15 protein-coding genes are annotated in these 19,826 nt (G+C 51.3%); 5 read left to right on the top strand and 10 right to left on the bottom strand.

Annotated elements, in window-relative coordinates; all coding sequences use genetic code 11:
• Positions 1–67 precede the first annotated feature (67 nt).
• Positions 68–2,359 carry a GH92 family glycosyl hydrolase gene (locus tag BOC67_RS19970; RefSeq protein WP_291912778.1) on the top strand — a complete coding sequence of 764 codons (2,292 nt, stop codon included), beginning with the start codon at positions 68–70 and terminating at the stop codon, positions 2,357–2,359.
• Positions 2,360–2,510: 151 nt separating this feature from the next.
• On the opposite strand, the gene BOC67_RS19965 is transcribed toward BOC67_RS19970, so the two are convergent.
• From BOC67_RS19965 to BOC67_RS19935, 7 genes are all read right to left on the bottom strand, one after another.
• Positions 2,511–5,912: a ThuA domain-containing protein gene (locus tag BOC67_RS19965; RefSeq protein WP_291912776.1), complete on the bottom strand. Its 3,402-nt coding sequence runs from the start codon at positions 5,910–5,912 to the stop codon at positions 2,511–2,513.
• Positions 5,913–5,924: 12 nt separating this feature from the next.
• On the bottom strand, positions 5,925–6,653 hold the full coding sequence (locus BOC67_RS19960) for a ThuA domain-containing protein (protein ID WP_291912773.1): 729 nt from the start codon (positions 6,651–6,653) through the stop codon (positions 5,925–5,927).
• A gap of 149 nt (positions 6,654–6,802) precedes the next feature.
• Entirely contained in the window at positions 6,803–7,519 is a 717-nt protein-coding gene (locus BOC67_RS19955) for a DUF1080 domain-containing protein (RefSeq protein WP_291912771.1), read from the bottom strand.
• 22 nt (positions 7,520–7,541) lie between these two features.
• Positions 7,542–7,955: a c-type cytochrome gene (locus tag BOC67_RS19950; RefSeq protein ID WP_291912769.1), complete on the bottom strand. Its 414-nt coding sequence runs from the start codon at positions 7,953–7,955 to the stop codon at positions 7,542–7,544.
• A gap of 31 nt (positions 7,956–7,986) precedes the next feature.
• Positions 7,987–9,042 (bottom strand): sugar phosphate isomerase/epimerase, encoded by a 1,056-nt coding sequence (locus BOC67_RS19945; RefSeq protein ID WP_291912767.1) that lies wholly within the window; start codon positions 9,040–9,042, stop codon positions 7,987–7,989.
• Positions 9,043–9,063: 21 nt separating this feature from the next.
• Complete coding sequence (locus BOC67_RS19940; RefSeq protein WP_291912765.1) at positions 9,064–10,227, bottom strand: Gfo/Idh/MocA family oxidoreductase; 1,164 nt, start codon at positions 10,225–10,227, stop codon at positions 9,064–9,066.
• A 41-nt stretch (positions 10,228–10,268) separates the two neighbouring features.
• On the bottom strand, positions 10,269–11,543 hold the full coding sequence (locus BOC67_RS19935; RefSeq protein WP_291912763.1) for a sugar MFS transporter: 1,275 nt from the start codon (positions 11,541–11,543) through the stop codon (positions 10,269–10,271).
• Positions 11,544–12,027: 484 nt separating this feature from the next.
• Here BOC67_RS19935 and secA point away from each other — a divergent pair, with 484 nt between their 5' ends.
• The 4 genes from secA (at position 12,028) to BOC67_RS19915 (ending at position 17,755) form a co-directional block, all read left to right on the top strand.
• On the top strand, positions 12,028–15,348 hold the full coding sequence (gene secA, locus BOC67_RS19930; RefSeq protein ID WP_291912760.1) for a preprotein translocase subunit SecA: 3,321 nt from the start codon (positions 12,028–12,030) through the stop codon (positions 15,346–15,348).
• Between the two features lie 126 nt (positions 15,349–15,474).
• On the top strand, positions 15,475–16,131 hold the full coding sequence (deoC, locus tag BOC67_RS19925; protein ID WP_291912758.1) for a deoxyribose-phosphate aldolase: 657 nt from the start codon (positions 15,475–15,477) through the stop codon (positions 16,129–16,131).
• A 24-nt stretch (positions 16,132–16,155) separates the two neighbouring features.
• Positions 16,156–16,590 (top strand): SPOR domain-containing protein, encoded by a 435-nt coding sequence (locus BOC67_RS19920; protein WP_291912756.1) that lies wholly within the window; start codon positions 16,156–16,158, stop codon positions 16,588–16,590.
• Entirely contained in the window at positions 16,574–17,755 is a 1,182-nt protein-coding gene (locus BOC67_RS19915) for a M20 family metallopeptidase (RefSeq protein WP_291912754.1), read from the top strand. Before BOC67_RS19920 ends, BOC67_RS19915 begins: the two co-directional genes overlap by 17 nt.
• A gap of 126 nt (positions 17,756–17,881) precedes the next feature.
• Here BOC67_RS19915 and BOC67_RS19910 read toward each other — a convergent pair whose 3' ends face one another.
• The 3 genes from BOC67_RS19910 to BOC67_RS19900 are packed head-to-tail and all read right to left on the bottom strand — an operon-like array spanning position 17,882 to position 19,822.
• Entirely contained in the window at positions 17,882–18,622 is a 741-nt protein-coding gene (locus BOC67_RS19910; protein ID WP_291912751.1) for a hypothetical protein, read from the bottom strand.
• Positions 18,612–18,995, bottom strand: coding sequence for a GntR family transcriptional regulator (locus tag BOC67_RS19905; protein WP_291912748.1), 384 nt, complete (start codon positions 18,993–18,995; stop codon positions 18,612–18,614). The genes BOC67_RS19910 and BOC67_RS19905 overlap by 11 nt, the downstream gene beginning before the upstream one ends.
• 11 nt (positions 18,996–19,006) lie before the next feature.
• Entirely contained in the window at positions 19,007–19,822 is an 816-nt protein-coding gene (locus BOC67_RS19900) for a hypothetical protein (RefSeq protein WP_291912746.1), read from the bottom strand.
• Between the last annotated feature and the right edge of the window lie 4 nt (positions 19,823–19,826).

Below are 19,826 nucleotides of genomic sequence, written 5' to 3'. Positions count from 1 at the left end.
TTGTTCACTGTAAATACTTCATCCCGATTCTTCGGGATGTATTTTTTATAGCTCTTAAACATCAACCATGAAGCAATTTTTGACGCCCTTGCTACTCACTGCGGCAGTAGCTGCCAACGCGCAGGAAAACCTCCTGCAATATGTAAAGCCCATCACCGGTACCATGAAAATGGGGCATACCTATCCCGGCGCTACCGTGCCTTTCGGCGCGGTGCAGCTCAGCCCGGAAACGGATACCATACCTTACGAAATGGATGGGAAATACAATAAGGATGTGTATAAGTATTGCGCGGGTTACCAGTATGAGGATAAAACCATCGTAGGATTCAGCCATACCCATTTCAGCGGTACCGGCCATGCGGACCTCGGGGATTTCCTGATCATGCCTGCCACGGGCCCGCTGCAACTCAATCCCGGTACGGCGGACCACCCGGAAACCGGCTACCGCTCTACCTTTTCCCATGCCAGCGAAGTATCCGAAGCAGGTTACTATAAAGTGAAACTGGACGAGCCGGACGTACTGGCAGAACTCACCGCTACCAACCGGGTAGGGTTTCATCAATATACCTTCAATGGCAAGGAGCCAGCGCATATCATCCTGGATATGATGTCCAACATCTACAACTACGAAAACAAGAATGTGTGGACTTTCATCCGGGTGGAAAACGACAGCACCATCACCGGCTACCGGCAGACTAACGGTTGGGCACGTACGAGAACAGTGTATTTCGCCATGACCTTCTCCAAGCCGTTTAAAAGCTACGGTCATCAGAACTACGCCAACAACGTGTACCGCGGCTTCTGGCGCAAGTTTGATCAAACGCATAATTTCCCGGAAATGGCAGGGCGGCAGATCCGCGCCTGGTTTGACTTTAACACCACCCCCGGGGAGCAGATCAAAATCAAACTGGCCATTTCCCCGGTAAGCACTGCCGGCGCATTGAAAAATTTATATGCGGAAGCGCCGGGCTGGGACTTCAATAAAGTGAAGGCTGACGCGCAGGCGCTTTGGGCCAAAGAACTGAATAAAATCCGTATTGAATCGCCTTCCAGGGAAGAGAAGGAGAACTTCTACACCGCGATGTACCACGCTTTCATCAATCCGACTACCTATATGGATGTGGATGGCAACTACCGCGGACTGGATATGAATGTGCATAACGCCAACGGTTATACGAATTATACCACCTTCTCCCTCTGGGATACCTACCGCGCCCTGCATCCTTTCTTTAACCTGATACAGCCTGCCCGCAACGCGGACATGGTACGCTCTATGGTAGCGCATTACGAGCAAAGCGCGCAGCATATGCTGCCGGTATGGTCCCACTATGCCAACGAAAACTGGTGTATGATCGGCTATCACAGCGTATCTGTAATCGCCGATGCCATCATAAAAGGAAACGCGCCGTTTGATGCAGACAAGGCATTGGAAGCCTGCGTGACCACGGCCCGCCACCGCAGCTATGACGGCCTCGGGTACTATATTGATAATGGTTATATCCCGGAGGATAAACAAGGCGCCTCCGTATCTAAAGTGCTGGAATATGCTTATGACGACTGGTGCATTGCCCAGGTAGCCAAAAAGCTGAACCGCAAGGATATCTACGAGGAGTTCATCAAACGCTCCCTCCACTACAAAAATGTTTATGACGCCTCCACCGGCTTCATGCGCCCCCGCCTGAGCGACGGCTCCTTCAAAAAAGATTTTGACCCGCTGCAAACGCACGACCAGGGCTTTATTGAAGGCAATGCGTGGAACTACAGCCTGTACGTACCGCAATACCCCGCTGAAATGATTGAAATGATGGGTGGCAAGAAACAATTTGCGCAACACCTGGATTCGCTTTTCACCATGGAGCTGCCGGATAAATATTTTGCGGAAACGGAAGATATTACCCGCGACGGTATCATCGGGAATTATGTACATGGCAATGAACCTTCGCATCACGTGGCCTACCTCTACAACCATACCGGCCAGCCATGGAAAACGCAGGACAGGGTGCGTATGATCCTGAAGAAAATGTATCACCCCGGCCCGGATGGCCTCGGCGGCAATGATGACTGCGGCCAGATGAGCGCCTGGTATATCTTTTCCTCCCTGGGCTTTTACCCGCTGTGCCCCGGCTCCGACCAGTATGAACTGGGAAGTCCCGCGGTGAATAAGGCGACGCTGCAGCTGGAAAATGGGAAATCATTTACCGTGGATGTGCGGAATCAGTCAGACAAAAATGTGTATGTACAAAAGGTACTGCTGAATGGGAAGGAGTGGAAGAAGCTGACGATCAGCCATGCGGATATTATGCATGGAGGAGTGATTACGTTTGTGATGGGGAATAAACCGAAGGATTATACGAAGTAGATTGGTTTGTTTTTTTGGCACTAAACCCAACGACTATACGAAGTAATCTGCTGTTCTTTTTTATGGCGTAAACCTACTGCCTTAATAAGTGATAAAAAAAATCCCTGACGCTTGTAACGTCAGGGATTTTTTTTATGCCTTGAACAGGCTGTTATTTCAATAAAATCGACGTTATCCCCAACGGCGCCTGTTTGGCAGGATCTATCGGTTTAAACGCAAATTTCAGGGTATGTTTTTTACCATCGCTCACGCCCGGTAATTTAACAGAACCGGTTGCCGGCTGCCTTGGCTGTGCGCCAGGCCCTACCTGGAACGCGCCGATCTGGTTGCCATCCAGGTAAGCGGTTACGTTGAAGCCTGCTTCGGAAGCGGCATTGGTCATGTAGTTCATGTCTACCGCCGATACGCCTGTCAGGTCAAGATCGCCGTATTCCACCGTGCTGGAAGGCACGCCCGGGATGAGGAATTTCATGCCGTTGATTTCAAAGGCGGACACGCCATCGGCTTTGGTATAGGCCGATGCCGGGATGCGCGGACTGTACAGCGCTACGCTGGCAGTACCGGTCATTGGTTTGATGCCGGCAGCGCCTTTATCCGTATAGCTGGCGCTGATATAAAGCACGCCATCGTCTTTCAGCGGTCCTTTCCCGGCGGGGTTGATGCTGCCGGAAGCCGGCAGGGATGGCTCTTTGGTGGTAGCGCCGCCAACGGAGTAGATGTATTCTACCAGTTGTTTGGCCTCCGTGGTGGACAGGCCCGGATGCGCTGCCATAGCGGTCTCGCCCCAAACGCCGCCACCGCCGTTGATAATTTTCTGCGCCAGTTTTTCAGGAGCGGAAGGATCGGATTTGTATTTCTCCGCCACTTGTTTAAAGGATGGTCCGATGGACTTTTCATCCACTTTGTGGCAGGTTTTACAATCGGATACCTCCATGATGTTTTTACCGGCAATGGCGCCGGTGATCACCTGGTGGCCCTGTGGCATAGCGGCTTTATCACGGCCTTCCAGGTAGTCGGATTTAACATAGAGGTTGCTGTTGTCGATTTTGCCATCGGCAGAGGAACCATCTTCCTTATCGGAAACGTTCACCGTGTATTGCACGGGTTTGCCCGGGAAATAGAACATTTTATTGCCGGCGATATTAATGCTGACTACCGGCGCTTCGTTGCCGGCATATACGCTGATTTGCTGGCTGCGCGTGCTGGCGCCGTTGTTATCCTTTACTTCCACGCCCACATTGTATTCGCCTGCGGTGGTGTAGGTATAGGTAACGGTAGGCTCGGTGGTTTCTTTTTTATTACCGTTGCCGAATGTCCAGAGGTAAGTGAGTTGATCCCCATCCGGGTCCTTACTGCCGGCGGCTGATAATTTCACGGTAAACGGCAGGCCGCCGCTGAGCTTATCCACCTGCAGTTGCGCTACCGGCGCGCGGTTGCCGCCGTTGTAGTCGATACGGGTGAGGGCCGCATCCGGGTTTTTACTGAACCAGCCATTACCATATTCGAGGATGTAAAGGCGGCCGTCAGGGCCCATTTCCATATCGATCGGAGCGTTCAGCTTCAGGTGAGGCATGAAGCGTTCCATCCGGGAATAGTTATGGTCTTTATCCATGGTAACCGCCATGATCCAGCCACGTACCCAGTCGTAGATAAACAGCTTGTTGTTATAGTAATCCGGGAAGCGGGTGTCTTTTGGATAGAATTCACTGTAATATACCGGTCCGGCTTCCGCGTTGCGGCCACCGGCGCCCACCAGCGGGAACTCCTCTGATTTGGCGTACGGGTACCAGATAAACGCAGGCACCGCCGGCGGCAGTTCCTTCAGGCCGGTGTTGTTGCGGGAGTTGTTGATCGGTTTTTTAGGATCGTAAAACTTACCGCTTTCCCCGGTTTCATAATTGTATTCCCGGTAGGGTTTATTGTCCGCAATAAACAGCGGGTAACCATAATAGCCGGGCTTTTTAGCCTGGTTTATTTCATCGTAACCACGTGGGCCACGGAGGGAATCATCGTTGTTGGCGTCAGGGCCTACTTCTCCCCAATATACATACCCGTTTTTACGGTCAACGGATATACGGTAAGGGTTGCGGGTACCCATGACGAAGATTTCCGGCTTGGTGCCCGGTGTGCCCGGAGGGAACAGGTTGCCTTTTGGAATGGTGTAACTGCCATCCGGCATCACTTTGATGCGCAGGATTTTACCACGCAGGTCATTGGTGTTGGAAGAGGACCTTCTGCCGTCGTACTGCAGGTGGCCGGGGCGGTCGTCCGTAGGGCCATAACCTTTTGAGCCGAATTGCTGGCCTGGTTCGTCAAACGGCGTCGTGTTATCCCCGGTGGAGAGGTACAGCAGGTTATCCGGCCCGAAGGCGATAGAACCGCCGGTATGGCAGCAGATATCCCGCTGGCTGTAGAACTGCAGGATGATCTTTTCTGACGCCGTATCCAGCTTATTATCCGTGAAGGTAAAGCGGGAAAGGCGGTTTACAGAAGTATCCCGGGGAGAATAAAAAGCGTAGATGTAGTGGTTGTTCTTATAATCCGGGTCAGCTGCAAGGCCGAGGAAGCCTTCTTCCGCATTGACGTTGGGCACTTCCGTTTTATAATACACGTTCAGGAAGCCTACCTGGGAAATGGACCTGTCCGCCTGTTTGTACAGCAGCAGTTCGCCGCGGCGCTGTGCCACGAGGATATCCAGGTTAGGGAGTATAGTCATTTCCGTTGGTTCGAAGAACTGACCTGCTGCCAGCACGTTTTTCGTGAAGCGGTCTTCCGAAGGCACGCGGAGCGTGGTAGCGGCGGAGTAGTCCAGCACCTTATTGTCGCCGATGGCATAACGCACGCCGGCTTTCAGCTGGTTCAGGAAGTTCTCCTGCTGGTAAGCTTCCGGCGTGTGGCCCATACCGGTATAAAAGGCGCGGCCGCCGTCGTAATCATGGTACCAGGCGATAGGGTGGTTGTTGTTCATCGTACCGCCTTTATAGGAAGTTTCATCCAGCTGGATCAGCACTTTGAGGGTGGTATCCATCTTTTTGAAATTGTACCATTCATCCACCTGGTTAAAGGTAGCCGGCAGCTTATACGGGTCAAAGAACTGCTGGTCCTTTACAATCAGTTTGGCATCATGCACGCCTTCCGGGTGGTTGGCGAATTGTGCGCCTACGAGGTGATTGTACCAGGGCCAGTCGTATTCCGTATCCGTACCGGCATGCACGCCTACAAAACCGCCGCCGGCCTGGATATATCTTTCAAAGTCGGCTTCCTGGTAGTTGTCGAGCACGTCGCCGGTGGTATTGAGGAATACTACGGCCGCATATTGGGAAAGGGTATCTTCATTGAATTTGCTGGCATCCTCCGTGGTATCCACGATGATATTCAGGTCGCTGGCAATTTTCGTCTGAAAGGCTGCGATACCGGCAGGAATGGAAGCATGCCTGAACGCCGTGGTTTTGGTAAACACGAGGATGCGGGGCTTGCCTTCTCTCTTTTTCGTACATCCGGTAACGGTAGCGATGAGGGCTATTACCAGGAGTAGTCTGAAAACTGGTTTCATAATTTTAAGGGATTATTTCACTTTGATGTTAGCGGCATATTGGATTCCTCCGAGCAGGTGCTGCAGGTACAGCGGGTCGGCGTAGGACTCTTTAGTGTGGCCCATTTCGGTGTAGAAGGAACGTCCTCCTTCGAAAGCGTGGTACCAGCACATCGGGTGGTTGTCGCCGTTTTTACCTCCTTCGTAGGTGGATTCGTCTATCTTGATCAGCACGTGAATGTCCGGGTTAATATCCCTGAAATTGTACCATTCATCTTTTCTTGTCCAGTCGTCCGGGAGGTGTTTGGTGGAGATATGGGATTTATCGATCACCTTCAGCGTGGCCACCTGTTGTTTAGGGTGACTGGTGAAATAAGCCCCTACCAGGCGTCCGAACCATGGCCAGTCGTACTCTGTATCCGTAGCTGCGTGGATGCCCATAAATCCGCCTCCTTTATGGATGTATTTTATGAAAGCTTCCTGCTGTGCGCTGTCAAGTACGTCGCCGGTGGTGCAGCTGAAAATCACGGCATCGTATTTTTTCAGGTTGTCGTAAGTGAAAACGGAGGCGTCTTCGGTCGTATCTACCGCAAAGTTATTTTCGGCGCCCAGTTTCAGGATGGCCTGCCGGGCGGTGGGGATGCAGTCATGCCGGAACCCCTTTGTTTTTGAAAATACCAGCACCCGGTATTTGTGCTTGGCATTGGCCGAAATGGCGGCCACCAGTAATAAAAAGGCGAGGAACGTGGTGAGTTTCTTCATCGTTTATCCGTGGTTGTTAGATTAAATAAAAAGCGGCGGCTGTAAAAGCAAAATCCGCCTGTGGCGGATCTTTACCTGCTTTTTGTCTGGTAGTGCCCTTTTGGCTCAGAAGTATAACGTCCGCTTTTTGGGCGGACGTTATGTAGTAATTAAAGTTGTCTGATTTTGATGTCGCGGTAGGACACAACGTCGCCGTGGTCCTGGAGGGCGATATGGCCTTTCTGGTATTTGCCAAAGCCTTTCCAGGTTTTGAACTTGCTGTTGGCAACCAGGGCGTCCCATTCAGGCGTGCCGATGGTAGTGGTAACGGTGGTTACCCCGTTGAGTTTCAGCGTCAGGTGACCGTCTTTTTTAATGATCTGGGCGGTATTCCACTGGCCTACCGGTTTTACGGCAGGCTTGGCGGACTTCTTCAGGTCATAGAGGTCGCCGGAGTTGTGTTTCGGTATTTTGCCGTCCTTGTGTCTTTCATCATCCAGCACCTGCATTTCAGGACCGGTTTCGTAGGTGGCATGGAACTCGGGCGATTCGTGTACGCCGAAGATGATACCGCTGTTGCCGCCTTCGGAGATTTTCCACTGCAGGCTCAGTTCATAGTTTTCAAATTCGTCGTTGGTGACGAGGTCGCCACCGGGAGCGCCATTCTTTTTGGCTTCCTGGTCGAGCACCAGGGCTCCGTCTTCTACTTTCCAGGCAGGGCTGGCCTCATTTTTCAGGTAAGTATGCCAACCGTTGGTGGTCTTGCCGTCAAACAGCAGTTTCCATCCAGCCTTTTTTTCCTTTGCGGTAAGTGTATTGATAGTTTGAGCGGAAGCAGCGGTGCAGATGAATGCAGCCAGTGCGGCTCCTATTATTACTTTTTTCATGCTGGCATTTTTGATGATAAGGTTATTGGTTGGCAGAAAGAGAAAGGATATATCTCACCATTTCCTTCGCATCGTCCTTGGAGATGTTGGAATGTGGCAGCATTGCTACTTCTCCCCAGTTGCCGGAACCGCCTTTAATGATCTTATCAGCCAGTTTATCCACATTTTCTTCCGTGTTGGGATATTTACCGGCGATGTCTTTGAAAGACGGGCCTACCAGCTTCATTTCTTCTTTATGGCAGGTTTTGCAATCCTGCTGCGCCATCAGTTCCTGGCCTTTGGTCATTGGCTTATTGGCGTTCGGCGATACCATGGAGTTGTCTGCAGGCTGCTCTGTTTCGCTGGTTGCTGCCTGTTCACCCGATTTACTACCACCTCCGCAGGCTGCGAAGAATAAAGCACTCAATACAAACGGCGCCAAATATCTCTTTTTCATTTTCTGTTTTTTTTAGATGCTTGTTATTTTATCAGATTCCCAAAATTCTTTTGTTGAAAGCGTCGTCGGTGTCGGCGCCTGCGAAATCATCGAATGCCTTGTCGGTCACGCGGATGATATGGTTTTTAATAAACGGAGCGCCTTCCCTTGCGCCGTCTTCCGGATGTTTCATGCAGCATTCCCATTCCATAACGGCCCATCCGGCGTAATCGTATTGGGTTAATTTGCTGAATACGGATTTGAAATCTACCTGTCCATCGCCGAGGGAGCGGAAGCGTCCCGGGCGGTCGATCCATGCCTGGAATCCGCCGTACACGCCGCTGCGGCCTGTCGGGTTAAACTCCGCATCTTTCACGTGGAATGCCTTGATTCTTTCGTGATAGATGTCGATATACTCGAGGTAGTTGAGGCATTGCAGTACGAAGTGGCTTGGATCATAGAGCAGGCAGGCACGTTGGTGGTTGCCGGTGGCTTCGAGGAAGCGTTCGTAGCTGGCGCCGTCGTGGAGGTCTTCCCCCGGGTGTATTTCGTAGCACACGTCCACGCCCTGTTCATCGAAGGCGTTGAGGATAGGCATCCAGCGTTTTGCCAGTTCGGCAAAGCCAGCTTCCACCAGTCCGGCAGGCCGTTGCGGCCATGGGTACATGGCAGGCGCCCAGAGCAGCGCGCCGCTGAAAGTGGCGTGCGCATCGAGGCCCAGGTTACGGCTGGCTTTAGCAGCGTATTTCAGCTGGTTTACGGCCCACTCCGTACGTGCGTTGATGTTATTATGATAGGGCGCCGGAGCAAACTGGTCAAACATTTCAGAGAAGGCAGGGTTGACTGCCACCAGTTGCCCCTGCAGGTGCGTACTCAATTCAGTGATTTCGAGTCCGGCTGCGTTGACGATGCCTTTGATCTCATCGGCGTAGGTTTTGCTTTCGGCCGCTTTTTGAAGGTCGATGAGGCGGGTATCCCAGCTGGGGATCTGTACGCCTTTGAAACCGATGGATGCCGCCCATTCGCAGATGCTTTTCAGGCTGTTGAAGGGGGCGGCATCGCCCATAAACTGAGCGAGGAAAATACCAGGTCCTTTTATAGTTCTCATAATACCTTTCCGTTTAACCGATTAGATCTCGAAATTAGTCCATTTAACGTCGCTCTGTGAAGATTTCACCACGTTGTCAATAAATGCCATACCGCGGATACCTTCTTCTACACCCGGGAAGTCCAGGGATTCCGGAGCAGGCTCCCTGCCGTCAATCTTGGCGGAGAGCGTCTGCGCAAAGTTGCGGTAGAGGTTTCCGAACGCTTCGAGGTAGCCTTCAGGGTGGCCGCCCGGTGTGCGGGTATTGTGCGTCATGTAAGAGCTCTGGTAGCCGTAACCGTTACCGGCGCGGTAGATCTGAGCCGGTTTATCCAGCCATTTTACCAGCAGGGTGTTAGGCTCATGCTGGGCCCATTCCAGGCCGCCATTTTCGCCATACACGCGGATCTTCAATGCATTCTCTTCACCGGCAGCCACCTGCGATGCCATCAGCACGCCGGAAGCGCCGTTGTCGAAGCGCAGCAGCACGCCGCCATCGTCGTCGAGGGCGCGGCCAGGCACTACGATATTCAGGTCCGCGCAAAGCTTTTCCAGTTTTGCGCCGGTGATATATTCAGCCAGGTTGAAGGCATGCGTACCGATGTCGCCCATTGCGCCGGCTTTACCGGAGCGTTTAGGATCGGTTCTCCATGCTGCCTGCGCGTTTCCTTCTCTTTCGCTGAGTTTGGACAGCCAGCCCTGCGGGTATTCTACCCATACTTTGCGGATCTTGCCGAGGTCGCCGTTTTTCACCATCTGCCTTGCCTGTTTTACCATCGGGTAGCCGGTGTAGGTGTGGGTGAGCAGGAGGGAAAGCCCCGTAGCCTCCACTTTTGCTTTCAGTTGTTTGGCTTCGTCCAGGGAGATGGTGATCGGTTTTTCGATTACCACGTTGAAACCCAGGTCCAGCGCCATCATCGCAGGTTCGAAGTGTGCGAAGTTGGGCGTTACGATCGTAACAAAATCCAGGCGTTTGTCTGCCGGCATGGCAGCTTCTTTTTGCAGCATGGTTTTGAAATCGGTGTAGGTGCGTTCCGGGTCGAGGAACAGCATTTTACCGGATTCAACGGCCACTTCAGGGTTAACACTGAGTGCGCCTGCAACGAGTTCAATAAGACCGTCCATATTGGCGGCAATACGGTGGATAGCACCGATGAAGGCATCTTTACCGCCTCCGATCATTCCCATTCTTAGCTTGCGTGTCATATATTCAGTTCAGCTTTTTATCTAGTATGATTGATGATTTATTATGCGATTGCGATATCAGGTTTCCTGCGGTTGCGCATATAGAAATACAGGCCGGTGAAGGCGAATATCAGTACTACAGGTATTACTAAGGTCACATTCAGGATTTCAGGGCCTGCCACTGCCTGCGCTTTGGCAAAAGCGGCTGCTTCAGGCGTGCCTGCTGCGGCGGTGCGGTAGGCATCCAGCGAAGCGCCCGCAGGTAACTGCTTGGCGAGGATGCTGTCGTAAAATCCGCCCATGAAGATAGTATAAATTGAAACGGCAAACATCCCTGCGCCGCCTACCAGGTTCATACCCAGGGCGCCGGATTCAGGAATATTCTCGGAGACGAAACCGATCATGCAAGGCCAGAAGTAGGTAACGCCCATGCCGAATATAAACGCGGCCAGAAATACCAGGTTGCCGCTTACATGGGCCAGCATGTACAGGCCAACAGCGGAAAGGATGGCGGATACCAGCAGTACGCCGGTGGGCGACATACGATGTACAATCGGGCCGGCAAAAGCGCGTCCCAGGGTTTGTACGCCGGCCGTCATCGCCAGGATGAGGATGGCGTTTTCAGTGACGTTCTTTAACAGCACTTCTATCCACTGGCCGGTAAACAGCTCGGTGATGGCGGTGCCAAACATTAATATAAAGATCACAATGAACAGCGGACTGAAAATACTGCGGTACATCTGCGCATTGGTGATACCGGAAGCCACGCGCTCCGTTACCGGGAAATCCGGCTTCAGGAACAGGTAACCGTATAATAAAGTGGGGATGATCATGGTCGCCATCTGCACCTTGTAATTCAGGCCCATACCCGAAAGGAAGAATACTACCAGCGCGCCGATCACGATGCCGCCCGGGAACCAGAGGTGAAAGTGATTGAGCTTGGTGGTTTTGTTGGTCGGGTAGATGGTTGCTACCAGCGGGTTACATGCCGCTTCTACCGTACCGTTGGCCATGCCGATGAAGAGCGTGGATACAAACAGGGTGCTGAATCCGGTGGCGAATATTGTCAGCAGGATGCCGGCCAGGTGGAGCAAAAAGGCAGCCAACAGCAGGCGTTTCATGCCAATGATATCCACCACAAATCCTCCTATTACTACTGCCAGCGGGAAGCCCCAGAAAGCGGTGCTGGCTATAATACCCAGTTGCGACGCGCTGAGGTCAAACTGCTTTCCCAGGTCGCCTAAAATGCCGGCACGGATGCCGAAGGACAGGGAAGTAACCAGTAATGCCATGCAGCTGGCCACAAATAATTTAGACGGCTGAATCGCCTTTGCCATAAACGTGGAGTTTTGTGTGGTTTATAAACTTGTAATAAAACGACTAAATTTATAAAAAGTATTCACACTTTTTCCGCTTTTTATGGATGAATGGCTTTTTTTTCGGCATTTTGACAGACTGCCGTGTCCTGCCCGCAGTACACATGTCAAAAACCGTCAATTTGACCTAAACCCGGTTTGGATTTTGTTAAAAATCATTTCTTCCGTATTATGCCTCGAATTCATCCCGGAATTCCCCAAATTTATTACTAATTTTACAGGCCTTGAAAAGCAGTACCGGCATCTGTCACCTTGTCAGGGAAGCTTTGCAAGCATAGTATTTGAGTAACAAAAGTCCCCGTCTATCCAACTAACCAGGCCGGTAAACCAGACAGACAGCGGCCATTTTAGGGGAGGATGTACACTGATGATGGATTTGCTCCACCACAGCCCAAGGGAAGGTTACATGAAAATTTAAATCGTAATTCGTAATTAAACATTCTATATGCTAGGTTTTTTAACAAAACTGTTTGGAGGGAATAAGTCTGAAAGAGATATCAAGTCTATCGCTCCAATAGTGAAGCAGGTCAATGAGGAGTTTGAAAAACTGCAATCCCTGCCTATTGACGACCTGCGTCATAAAACCCAGGAATTCCGCGCTCGTATCAAGGAACACCTTGCCGCTATCGATAAAGAAATAGCCGAGAAAAAGGAAACTGCCGATAGCTCAGAGGATGTAACCATAAAAGATGCTATTTACCAGGAAATAGACGCACTGAAAAAAGACCGTGACAAGCAACTGGAGGTAGTACTCCTCGAACTGTTGCCGCAGGCTTTTGCAGTAATCAAGGAAGCAGCACGCCGCTTCGCTACCAACACCACCCTCACTGCCACCGCTACGGCGCTCGACCGCCAGCTGGCTGTTACCAAAGATTATGTGACCATCGAAGGCGATAAAGCCATCTGGAAAAACTCCTGGACCGCCGCCGGCAACCAGGTGACCTGGAACATGGTGCACTATGACGTACAGCTGATCGGTGGTATCGCCCTGCACCAGGGTAAGATCGCCGAAATGGCTACGGGTGAAGGTAAAACCCTGGTATCCACCCTGCCTGCCTACCTCAACGCACTGGCAGGCGAAGGCGTACACATCGTAACAGTAAACACTTACCTCGCTCAGCGTGACTCCGAATGGAACGGCCCGCTGTTCGAGTTCCTCGATATTACGGTAGACTGTATCGACGCGCACCAGCCTAACAGCCCTGCACGTCGCCAGGCTTACCTCGCGGATATTACCTACGGTACCAATAACGAATTCGGCTTCGACTATCTCCGTGATAACATGGTGCATAGCCCTGAAGAAATGGTACAACGCAAACACCACTATGCCATGGTCGATGAGGTGGATAGCGTATTGATCGACGATGCCCGTACCCCGCTGATTATCTCCGGCCCGGTACACCGTGGCGAAGAACAGGAGTTCCATATCCTGAAACCGCGTATCGCCGAGCTGTTTGAACTGCAAAAAAGAGAAGTGAATAAATACCTGCTCGAAGCCAAAAAGCTCATCGCCGAAGGAAAGGACGATCCCAAAACCGGTGGTCTGGCCCTGATGCGCGCTTACAGAGGCTTGCCGAAGAGCAGCGCCCTGATCAAGTTCCTCAGCGAACCGGGTATGAAAGTATTGCTGCAAAAAGCGGAAAACTACTACCTGGCAGATCAGCAGCGCGAAATGCCGAAAGTAGACGCCGGCCTGTACTTCACTATCGAAGAAAAGAATAACAGCGTAGACCTCACCGATAAAGGTATCGCACAGATCACCAAAGCCGGCGAAGATGCAGACTTCTTCATCATGCCGGATGTAGGTAGCGAAATCGCTGAAATCGAAAAAATGGACGTGTCCCCTGAAGAAAAACTGCAACGTAAAGACATGCTGCTGCAGGACTTCGCTCAGAAATCAGACCGTATCCACTCCGTACAACAACTCCTGAAAGCATATACCCTCTTTGAAAAAGATGTGGAATATGTGGTGATCGACGATAAAGTAAAAATCGTAGATGAGCAGACGGGCCGTATCCTCGATGGCCGCCGCTACTCCGATGGTTTGCACCAGGCCATTGAAGCGAAGGAAAACGTGAAAGTGGAAGCCGCTACCCAAACCTTTGCGACCATCACCTTACAGAACTACTTCCGTATGTACCACAAACTGGCTGGTATGACCGGTACCGCTTCCACAGAAGCAGGCGAGTTCTGGGAAATCTACAAACTGGATGTGGTAACTATTCCTACCAACATTCCTATCTCCCGCATCGATGCGGAAGACCTGGTGTACAAAACCAAGAGAGATAAATACAAGGCAGTGATCGAAGAGATCAAAAAGCTCCAGGCACAAGGCCGCCCGGTACTGGTAGGTACCACTTCCGTAGAGGTGTCCGAATTGCTGAGCAAAATGCTGACCTTCGAAAAAATCCCTCACAACGTACTCAACGCAAAACAACACGCCCGTGAAGCACAGGTGGTGGCTGCGGCTGGTTTGGCCGGCGCCGTTACCATCGCTACCAACATGGCGGGCCGTGGTACGGATATCAAGCTCGGACCTGGCGTGAAAGAAGCCGGCGGTCTGGCCATCATCGGTACGGAAAGACACGAAAGCCGCCGTGTAGACAGGCAGCTGCGTGGCCGTGCCGGCCGTCAGGGTGATCCGGGATCTTCCCAGTTCTTCGTATCCCTGGAAGATGACCTGATGCGTATGTTCGGTTCCGATCGTATCGCCGGCCTGATGGACCGTATGGGCTACAAGGAAGGAGAAGTGATCCAGCACAGCATGATCACCCGCTCCATCGAAAGAGCGCAGAAAAAAGTAGAAGAAAACAACTTCGGTATCCGTAAACGCCTGCTCGAATACGATGACGTAATGAATAAACAGCGTACTGTTATCTATTCCAAACGTAACCACGCCCTCTTCGGCGAACGTCTGGCAATTGATATCGACAACGCATTCTACGACGTGGCAGAAAACATGATCACCACCCATAAAGAAAGCGGCGACCACGAAGCTTTCAAAATGGACGCTATCATGAACTTCGCGATCGATACAGAGATAACGGCCGAAGAACTGGCGCGTACAGACGGCCAGGCGCTGGCTACCCGCCTCTACAACGAAGCGAAATCCAACTACCAGCGTAAAGTAGACGCCATCAGCGCCCACATGCTGGAAGCCGCGCAGAACATCCTGCAGCAGCACAACCAGTTCGGTACCATCCGCGTGCCTTTCCACGACGGCAGAAAACAACTCTGGATCTATGCGGACCTGCAGCAGATCGTTGCTACCAACGGTCATGAAGTGATGAACTCCCTGGAGCGCAACATCACCCTGCACCTGATCGACGACGCCTGGAAAGAACATCTCCGCGCAATGGACGACCTGAAACAATCCGTACAGAGCGCCGTTTACGAACAGAAAGATCCGTTGCTGATCTATAAATTTGAAGCGTTCAACCTCTTCAAACAAATGGATGGCGAAACCAGCCGCGATATCGTTTCCTTCCTTTGCAAATCCATGATCCCTGTACAACAGGACGAACCGGAAGAGCAGCTGGTAGAAGAAGCACGCCGCCCGGAAGAAAGGACTGATATGAGCAAAATGCGCGCTACCCACGAAGATGTGAACGAGCATGCCAGCTACCAGGAATCAGGCCCGCAATACGCGCAGGAAGTGGAAGAAAAATCCGAACCGGTACGCGTAGGCCCTAAAGTTGGCCGTAACGATCCTTGCCCTTGCGGAAGCGGTAAAAAATTCAAACAATGTCATGGCCGCGACCTGTAATGGAGAGCGCCATCGTCAATAATGGTTGTTATTTGCCCTCAGCTTAACAGCCATACGTTCCTGAAAACGGATTGCAGAAAACGCAATCCGTTTTTTTATTTAATTTCGCCGTAATAACTGTACAAAATGGAGATAAACCGCTATATAGATCATACCGTATTGAAGCCGACCACTACGCTGGAAGATATCAAGAACCTGTGCATGGAATGCGTGGAATACAACTTCGCCGCTGCCTGCGTGCCGCCGCTGTTCGTAAAGCTGGCCAAGCAATTTTTGGGCAGCACCGATACCAGGGTGGCAACCGTGATCGGATTCCCGTTCGGATATTCCGCCATTGAAGCCAAGGTAGCCGAAACGGTACTGGCAATAGTGGACGGGGCAGATGAGCTGGACGTGGTGATCAATATCTCCGCTATAAAAAATAAAGACTGGGAATTCCTGGAAAGGGAAATTGCCAGCCTGATGATGATTATCCGCGAGAAACAGAAAATTGTGAAGGTGATCATCGAAAGCGGCATCCTCACGGATGAAGAAATCATCAAATGCTGCCAGCTGTATGCGAAGTACGGCGTGGATTTTGTTAAAACCTCTACCGGCTACGCCGAGAAGGGCGCCAGCGTGCATGCCGTGCAACTCATGCGCGCCAACCTGCCGGCCGATATCCAGATCAAAGCCAGCGGCGGTATCCGTACCCTCGCCTTTGCGCAGGAACTGATTGCTGCCGGCGCTACCCGCATCGGCGCCAGCGCCAGCGTATCCATCGTAAAAGAGGCGAAGGCCTGATTGCTAACGACCAATTTTTAAGCTATGCATAAGATTTTCATCCTGATCTGCTGCCTCCTCGGAAGTACCTGCGTTATGGCGCAGGACGTGGCCAGCAATGGGAACGTAAAGGTGATTAAAGATAGCCGTATCGATGTGCTGATCAAAAAGCAAATCTACATCAATACCCTCGCTATCCGCAATCAGCCCGGCTTCCGGGTGCAGGTGATTTCTACCAACAAACGCGCCGATGCCAACGAAGCTAAACAAAAGGTGATGCAGTTATACCCGGATGTGCGCACCTACCTCGAATTCCAGGCGCCTTATTTCAAAGTGCGTGTGGGCGACTACAAAAGCCGCGAGGAAGCCAGCGAGCTGCGTGATAAACTCTCCAGCCTTTTCTCAGGAGGAGTATTTGTGGTACCAGCTACTATTAACGTGACACCGGATAAAGAACTATCTAATGAAGAATCTAATTAAGGAGCTGGCAAAAGCCTACGCTCCTGAGTTTATCAGCATCAGGCATCACCTGCATGCACACCCCGAACTCTCTTTCCAGGAATATAAAACCTCCGGATTCATCCAGCAGAAACTGACGGAATACGGTGTTCCCTTTACCGCCGGCATCGCCGGAACAGGCGTTATCGCGCTGATTGAAGGCCGGAATCCGGCTTCCAGGGTAATCGCCCTGCGTGCCGATATCGATGCATTGCCCATTACCGAAGCCAACGACGTGCCTTATAAATCCCAGCACACCGGCGTAATGCACGCCTGCGGGCACGATGTGCATACGACCTGTGTACTCGGCGCAACACGCATCCTGCACGAACTAAAAGACCAGTTTGAAGGAACGATAAAAATTTTATTCCAGCCGGGAGAAGAAAAGCATCCCGGGGGCGCCAGCATCATGATCGAAGAAGGAGCCCTGGAAAATCCAAAGCCGGACGCAATCCTGGGTATGCACGTGCAGCCCACCATGGAAGCAGGCATCGTAGGCTTCAGAGCCGGCCAGTACATGGCCAGCGCGGATGAAATCTACATCACCGTAAAAGGAAAAGGCGGCCATGCCGCGCTGCCCCAGCTGACGGCGGATACCATCCTCATCGCCTCCCATATCGTCGTAGGGCTGCAGCAGATCATCTCCCGCAACAACAATCCTTTCTCCCCGTCCGTACTCAGCATCTGCGCATTCAACGGCGGTTTCACCACCAACGTAATCCCCAGCGAAGTGAAGCTCATGGGTACTTTCCGGGCAATGGACGAAACCTGGCGCTTCAAGGCGCACGACCTGATCCGCAAACAAGCCAAAGGCATTGCGGAAGCTATGGGCGCTGAAATTGATATCGATATCCTCGTTGGGTATCCTACCCTCTATAACAACGAAGCGGTAACCGCCCAGGCCCGCAGCCTCGCGGAAGATTACCTCGGGAAGGACGCGGTAGTGGACACGGAAATCCGTATGGGCGCGGAAGATTTTGCGTTCTACTCTCAAATCATACCTGCCTGCTTTTTCAGACTCGGTACCGGTAATGTGGCCAGAGGTATAACCTCCGGTGTGCATACCCCCACCTTCGATGTCGATGAAAAAGCGATTGAAATAGGAATGGGCACGATGGCTTACCTGGCCACCCAGTTCACCAAATAAAAAAATGCCGATGGAAATCGGCATCCTTGCTTTTTGGAAAATGTTGTTAAAGAAGTCCTGATGGAGATCAGGGCTTTTTTTATTGCTTGTAAAACTGATAAGTATAATTTATTCTTAACACTATTGTTATTGTCCGGAGATAATCTTCACGGATTTCCCGTTCATCGATACATCCACCTTGTCATCAAAATTGAAACGATGTTGTTTGAAATAAACATCGTACAGGCTGATGGCGCCCCCGTCTGCAAAGGAAATATCCGCATGGTTGAAATCCGGACAGGTAGAAATTTCCAGCCTGGTATTCCGGCCACCCCTGTAGGTGAATTGCCCGATTCCCGAATTGTTGATAACCGTCCTGGCGGAAGTATCTGAGCTAATCGCCAGGTTATCCACATAGATGCCGGATATATCCATCCAGGCAGCATGGTTGATAATCTCCGGGGCCTCTTTGCCTATCGCTACCCTGAATCCGCCTGACCGGCTTGTTAAAGTTATCAGAAGCGTATCGCCCTTCCTGGTGAATTGGCCGCCTTCATATGCAGTGACGGACCATGCCTCCTCCTGTACCAGCTCCACCCGGTTTGTTTGCCGTACCTCTTCACTGTATTCAACCCTTGTACTGTCGGCATTTGAACGGCTCCGCCGGATCACATCCGTATTAAAGACGACCAGGACTTTAAAAGGTTGCACGCTGGCTGGTAAAATTTTTCTTTCCGCTTCCCGGTTGACTTTGCCGTTGTTGACCCCAATCCATTCTTCATTGGTAATGCCTTTTTTGTAATTGGCCCAGATGGTAATGTCCGTCAGTAATAGCATGAATAGCAGGAAGCCTAAAAATCCTATGATGAGTTTGGTACTAGTTTTCATGTCCGTTAATTTTATTTTGCCTGAAAGTGGCGTAATAAGGTTTGAGGTCGTCCAGGGTCATATCCAGCAGGTACAGGCTCCGGAAAAACTGCGGCAGCTCATTGCTGATGAAGGCCTCCTTCTTTGCTGCAATAATTTTTTTCACGGCGTCCTGCTGGATAAAATAACCGATGCCACGCTTGTTGGCAATGATCTCCTGTTGTTGCAGCAGCTCGCAGGTCCGCATCACCGTATTGGGATTTACTTCCAGCGCTACGGCCAGCTCCCGCACGGAGGGGATCTTCTCTTCCGGCTGCCATTTCCCCAGCAGTATCTGTTCGTTTATGTAATCAGCAATCTGGAGGTAGATTGCCTGGGTATCTTTGAATTCCATTTGTCAACGTTTTATTGGATTTCTTTATCACTGATCCGGAAATAGCTCAACACCCATAATGCCGGTATCAGCAGGAACTGCGCAATGAAAAGGTTCGCCCTGCCTAACCATTCCGGCACTACGTAGGCGAAATTGTGCATGCGGTCATTGCCGGTGAAAATGGCGAAATAAGGCAGGTTGGTGTACCAGTCATGCAGCGCTTTTCCGAACAGCGCATTGGTAATGGCAATGTTGATAAACCAGATGCCAAACAGGAAAATCAGGAAGCAAAAGAATATCTTCGGAAAGCTAAACCTGTAGAAAAACGTAGCCCCGAAGAAGAAGGCGGCATGCAGGCCCAGCATCAGTTGCAGGTAATTGCCGTAGGTGAATTTCGGAGGGAACACCTGGTCCCAGTCGTAAATCATGACAGCCTGTTTGTAAGTCACCACAAGGCTCTGGTAAGTTTGGAAACTAACCCAGGCGCAGCAATGGAAAATCACGGAAACAAAAATGAACGTAATCAGGTACTGGCCCAAAACCTTTTCAAATTTGGACGCCGGCAGCAGGAAGAAGTCCATACGCCTCTCTGTTTTAGCCAGCGCATTGAAGCTCCTGGAGGCGTCCAGCCCGATGAACAGGGTAAAGAAGATAATATAGACCGGCAGTATATGCGATACTTTGATTTCTTTTTCCCATTGGTTGAGATTGGCGAAGGCAAAGAGCGCGATGCCTACGCCCAGGGCCAGCATCAGCGCGATGGAGAGCAGGTAGGTTTTATAGTTGTCCGAAATTTCTTTCCGGAGGTACATGCCCATTCTGTTGATAGAAAAGAAGTTGTTCTGCATAATG

The sequence above is a fragment of the Chitinophaga sp. CB10 genome (genome assembly GCA_001870995.2).
Taxonomy (GTDB): Bacteria; Bacteroidota; Bacteroidia; order Chitinophagales; family Chitinophagaceae; genus Chitinophaga.
The sequence above is the reverse complement of the archived record's forward strand: the minus strand, read 5'-3'. Positions and strand labels throughout refer to the sequence as shown.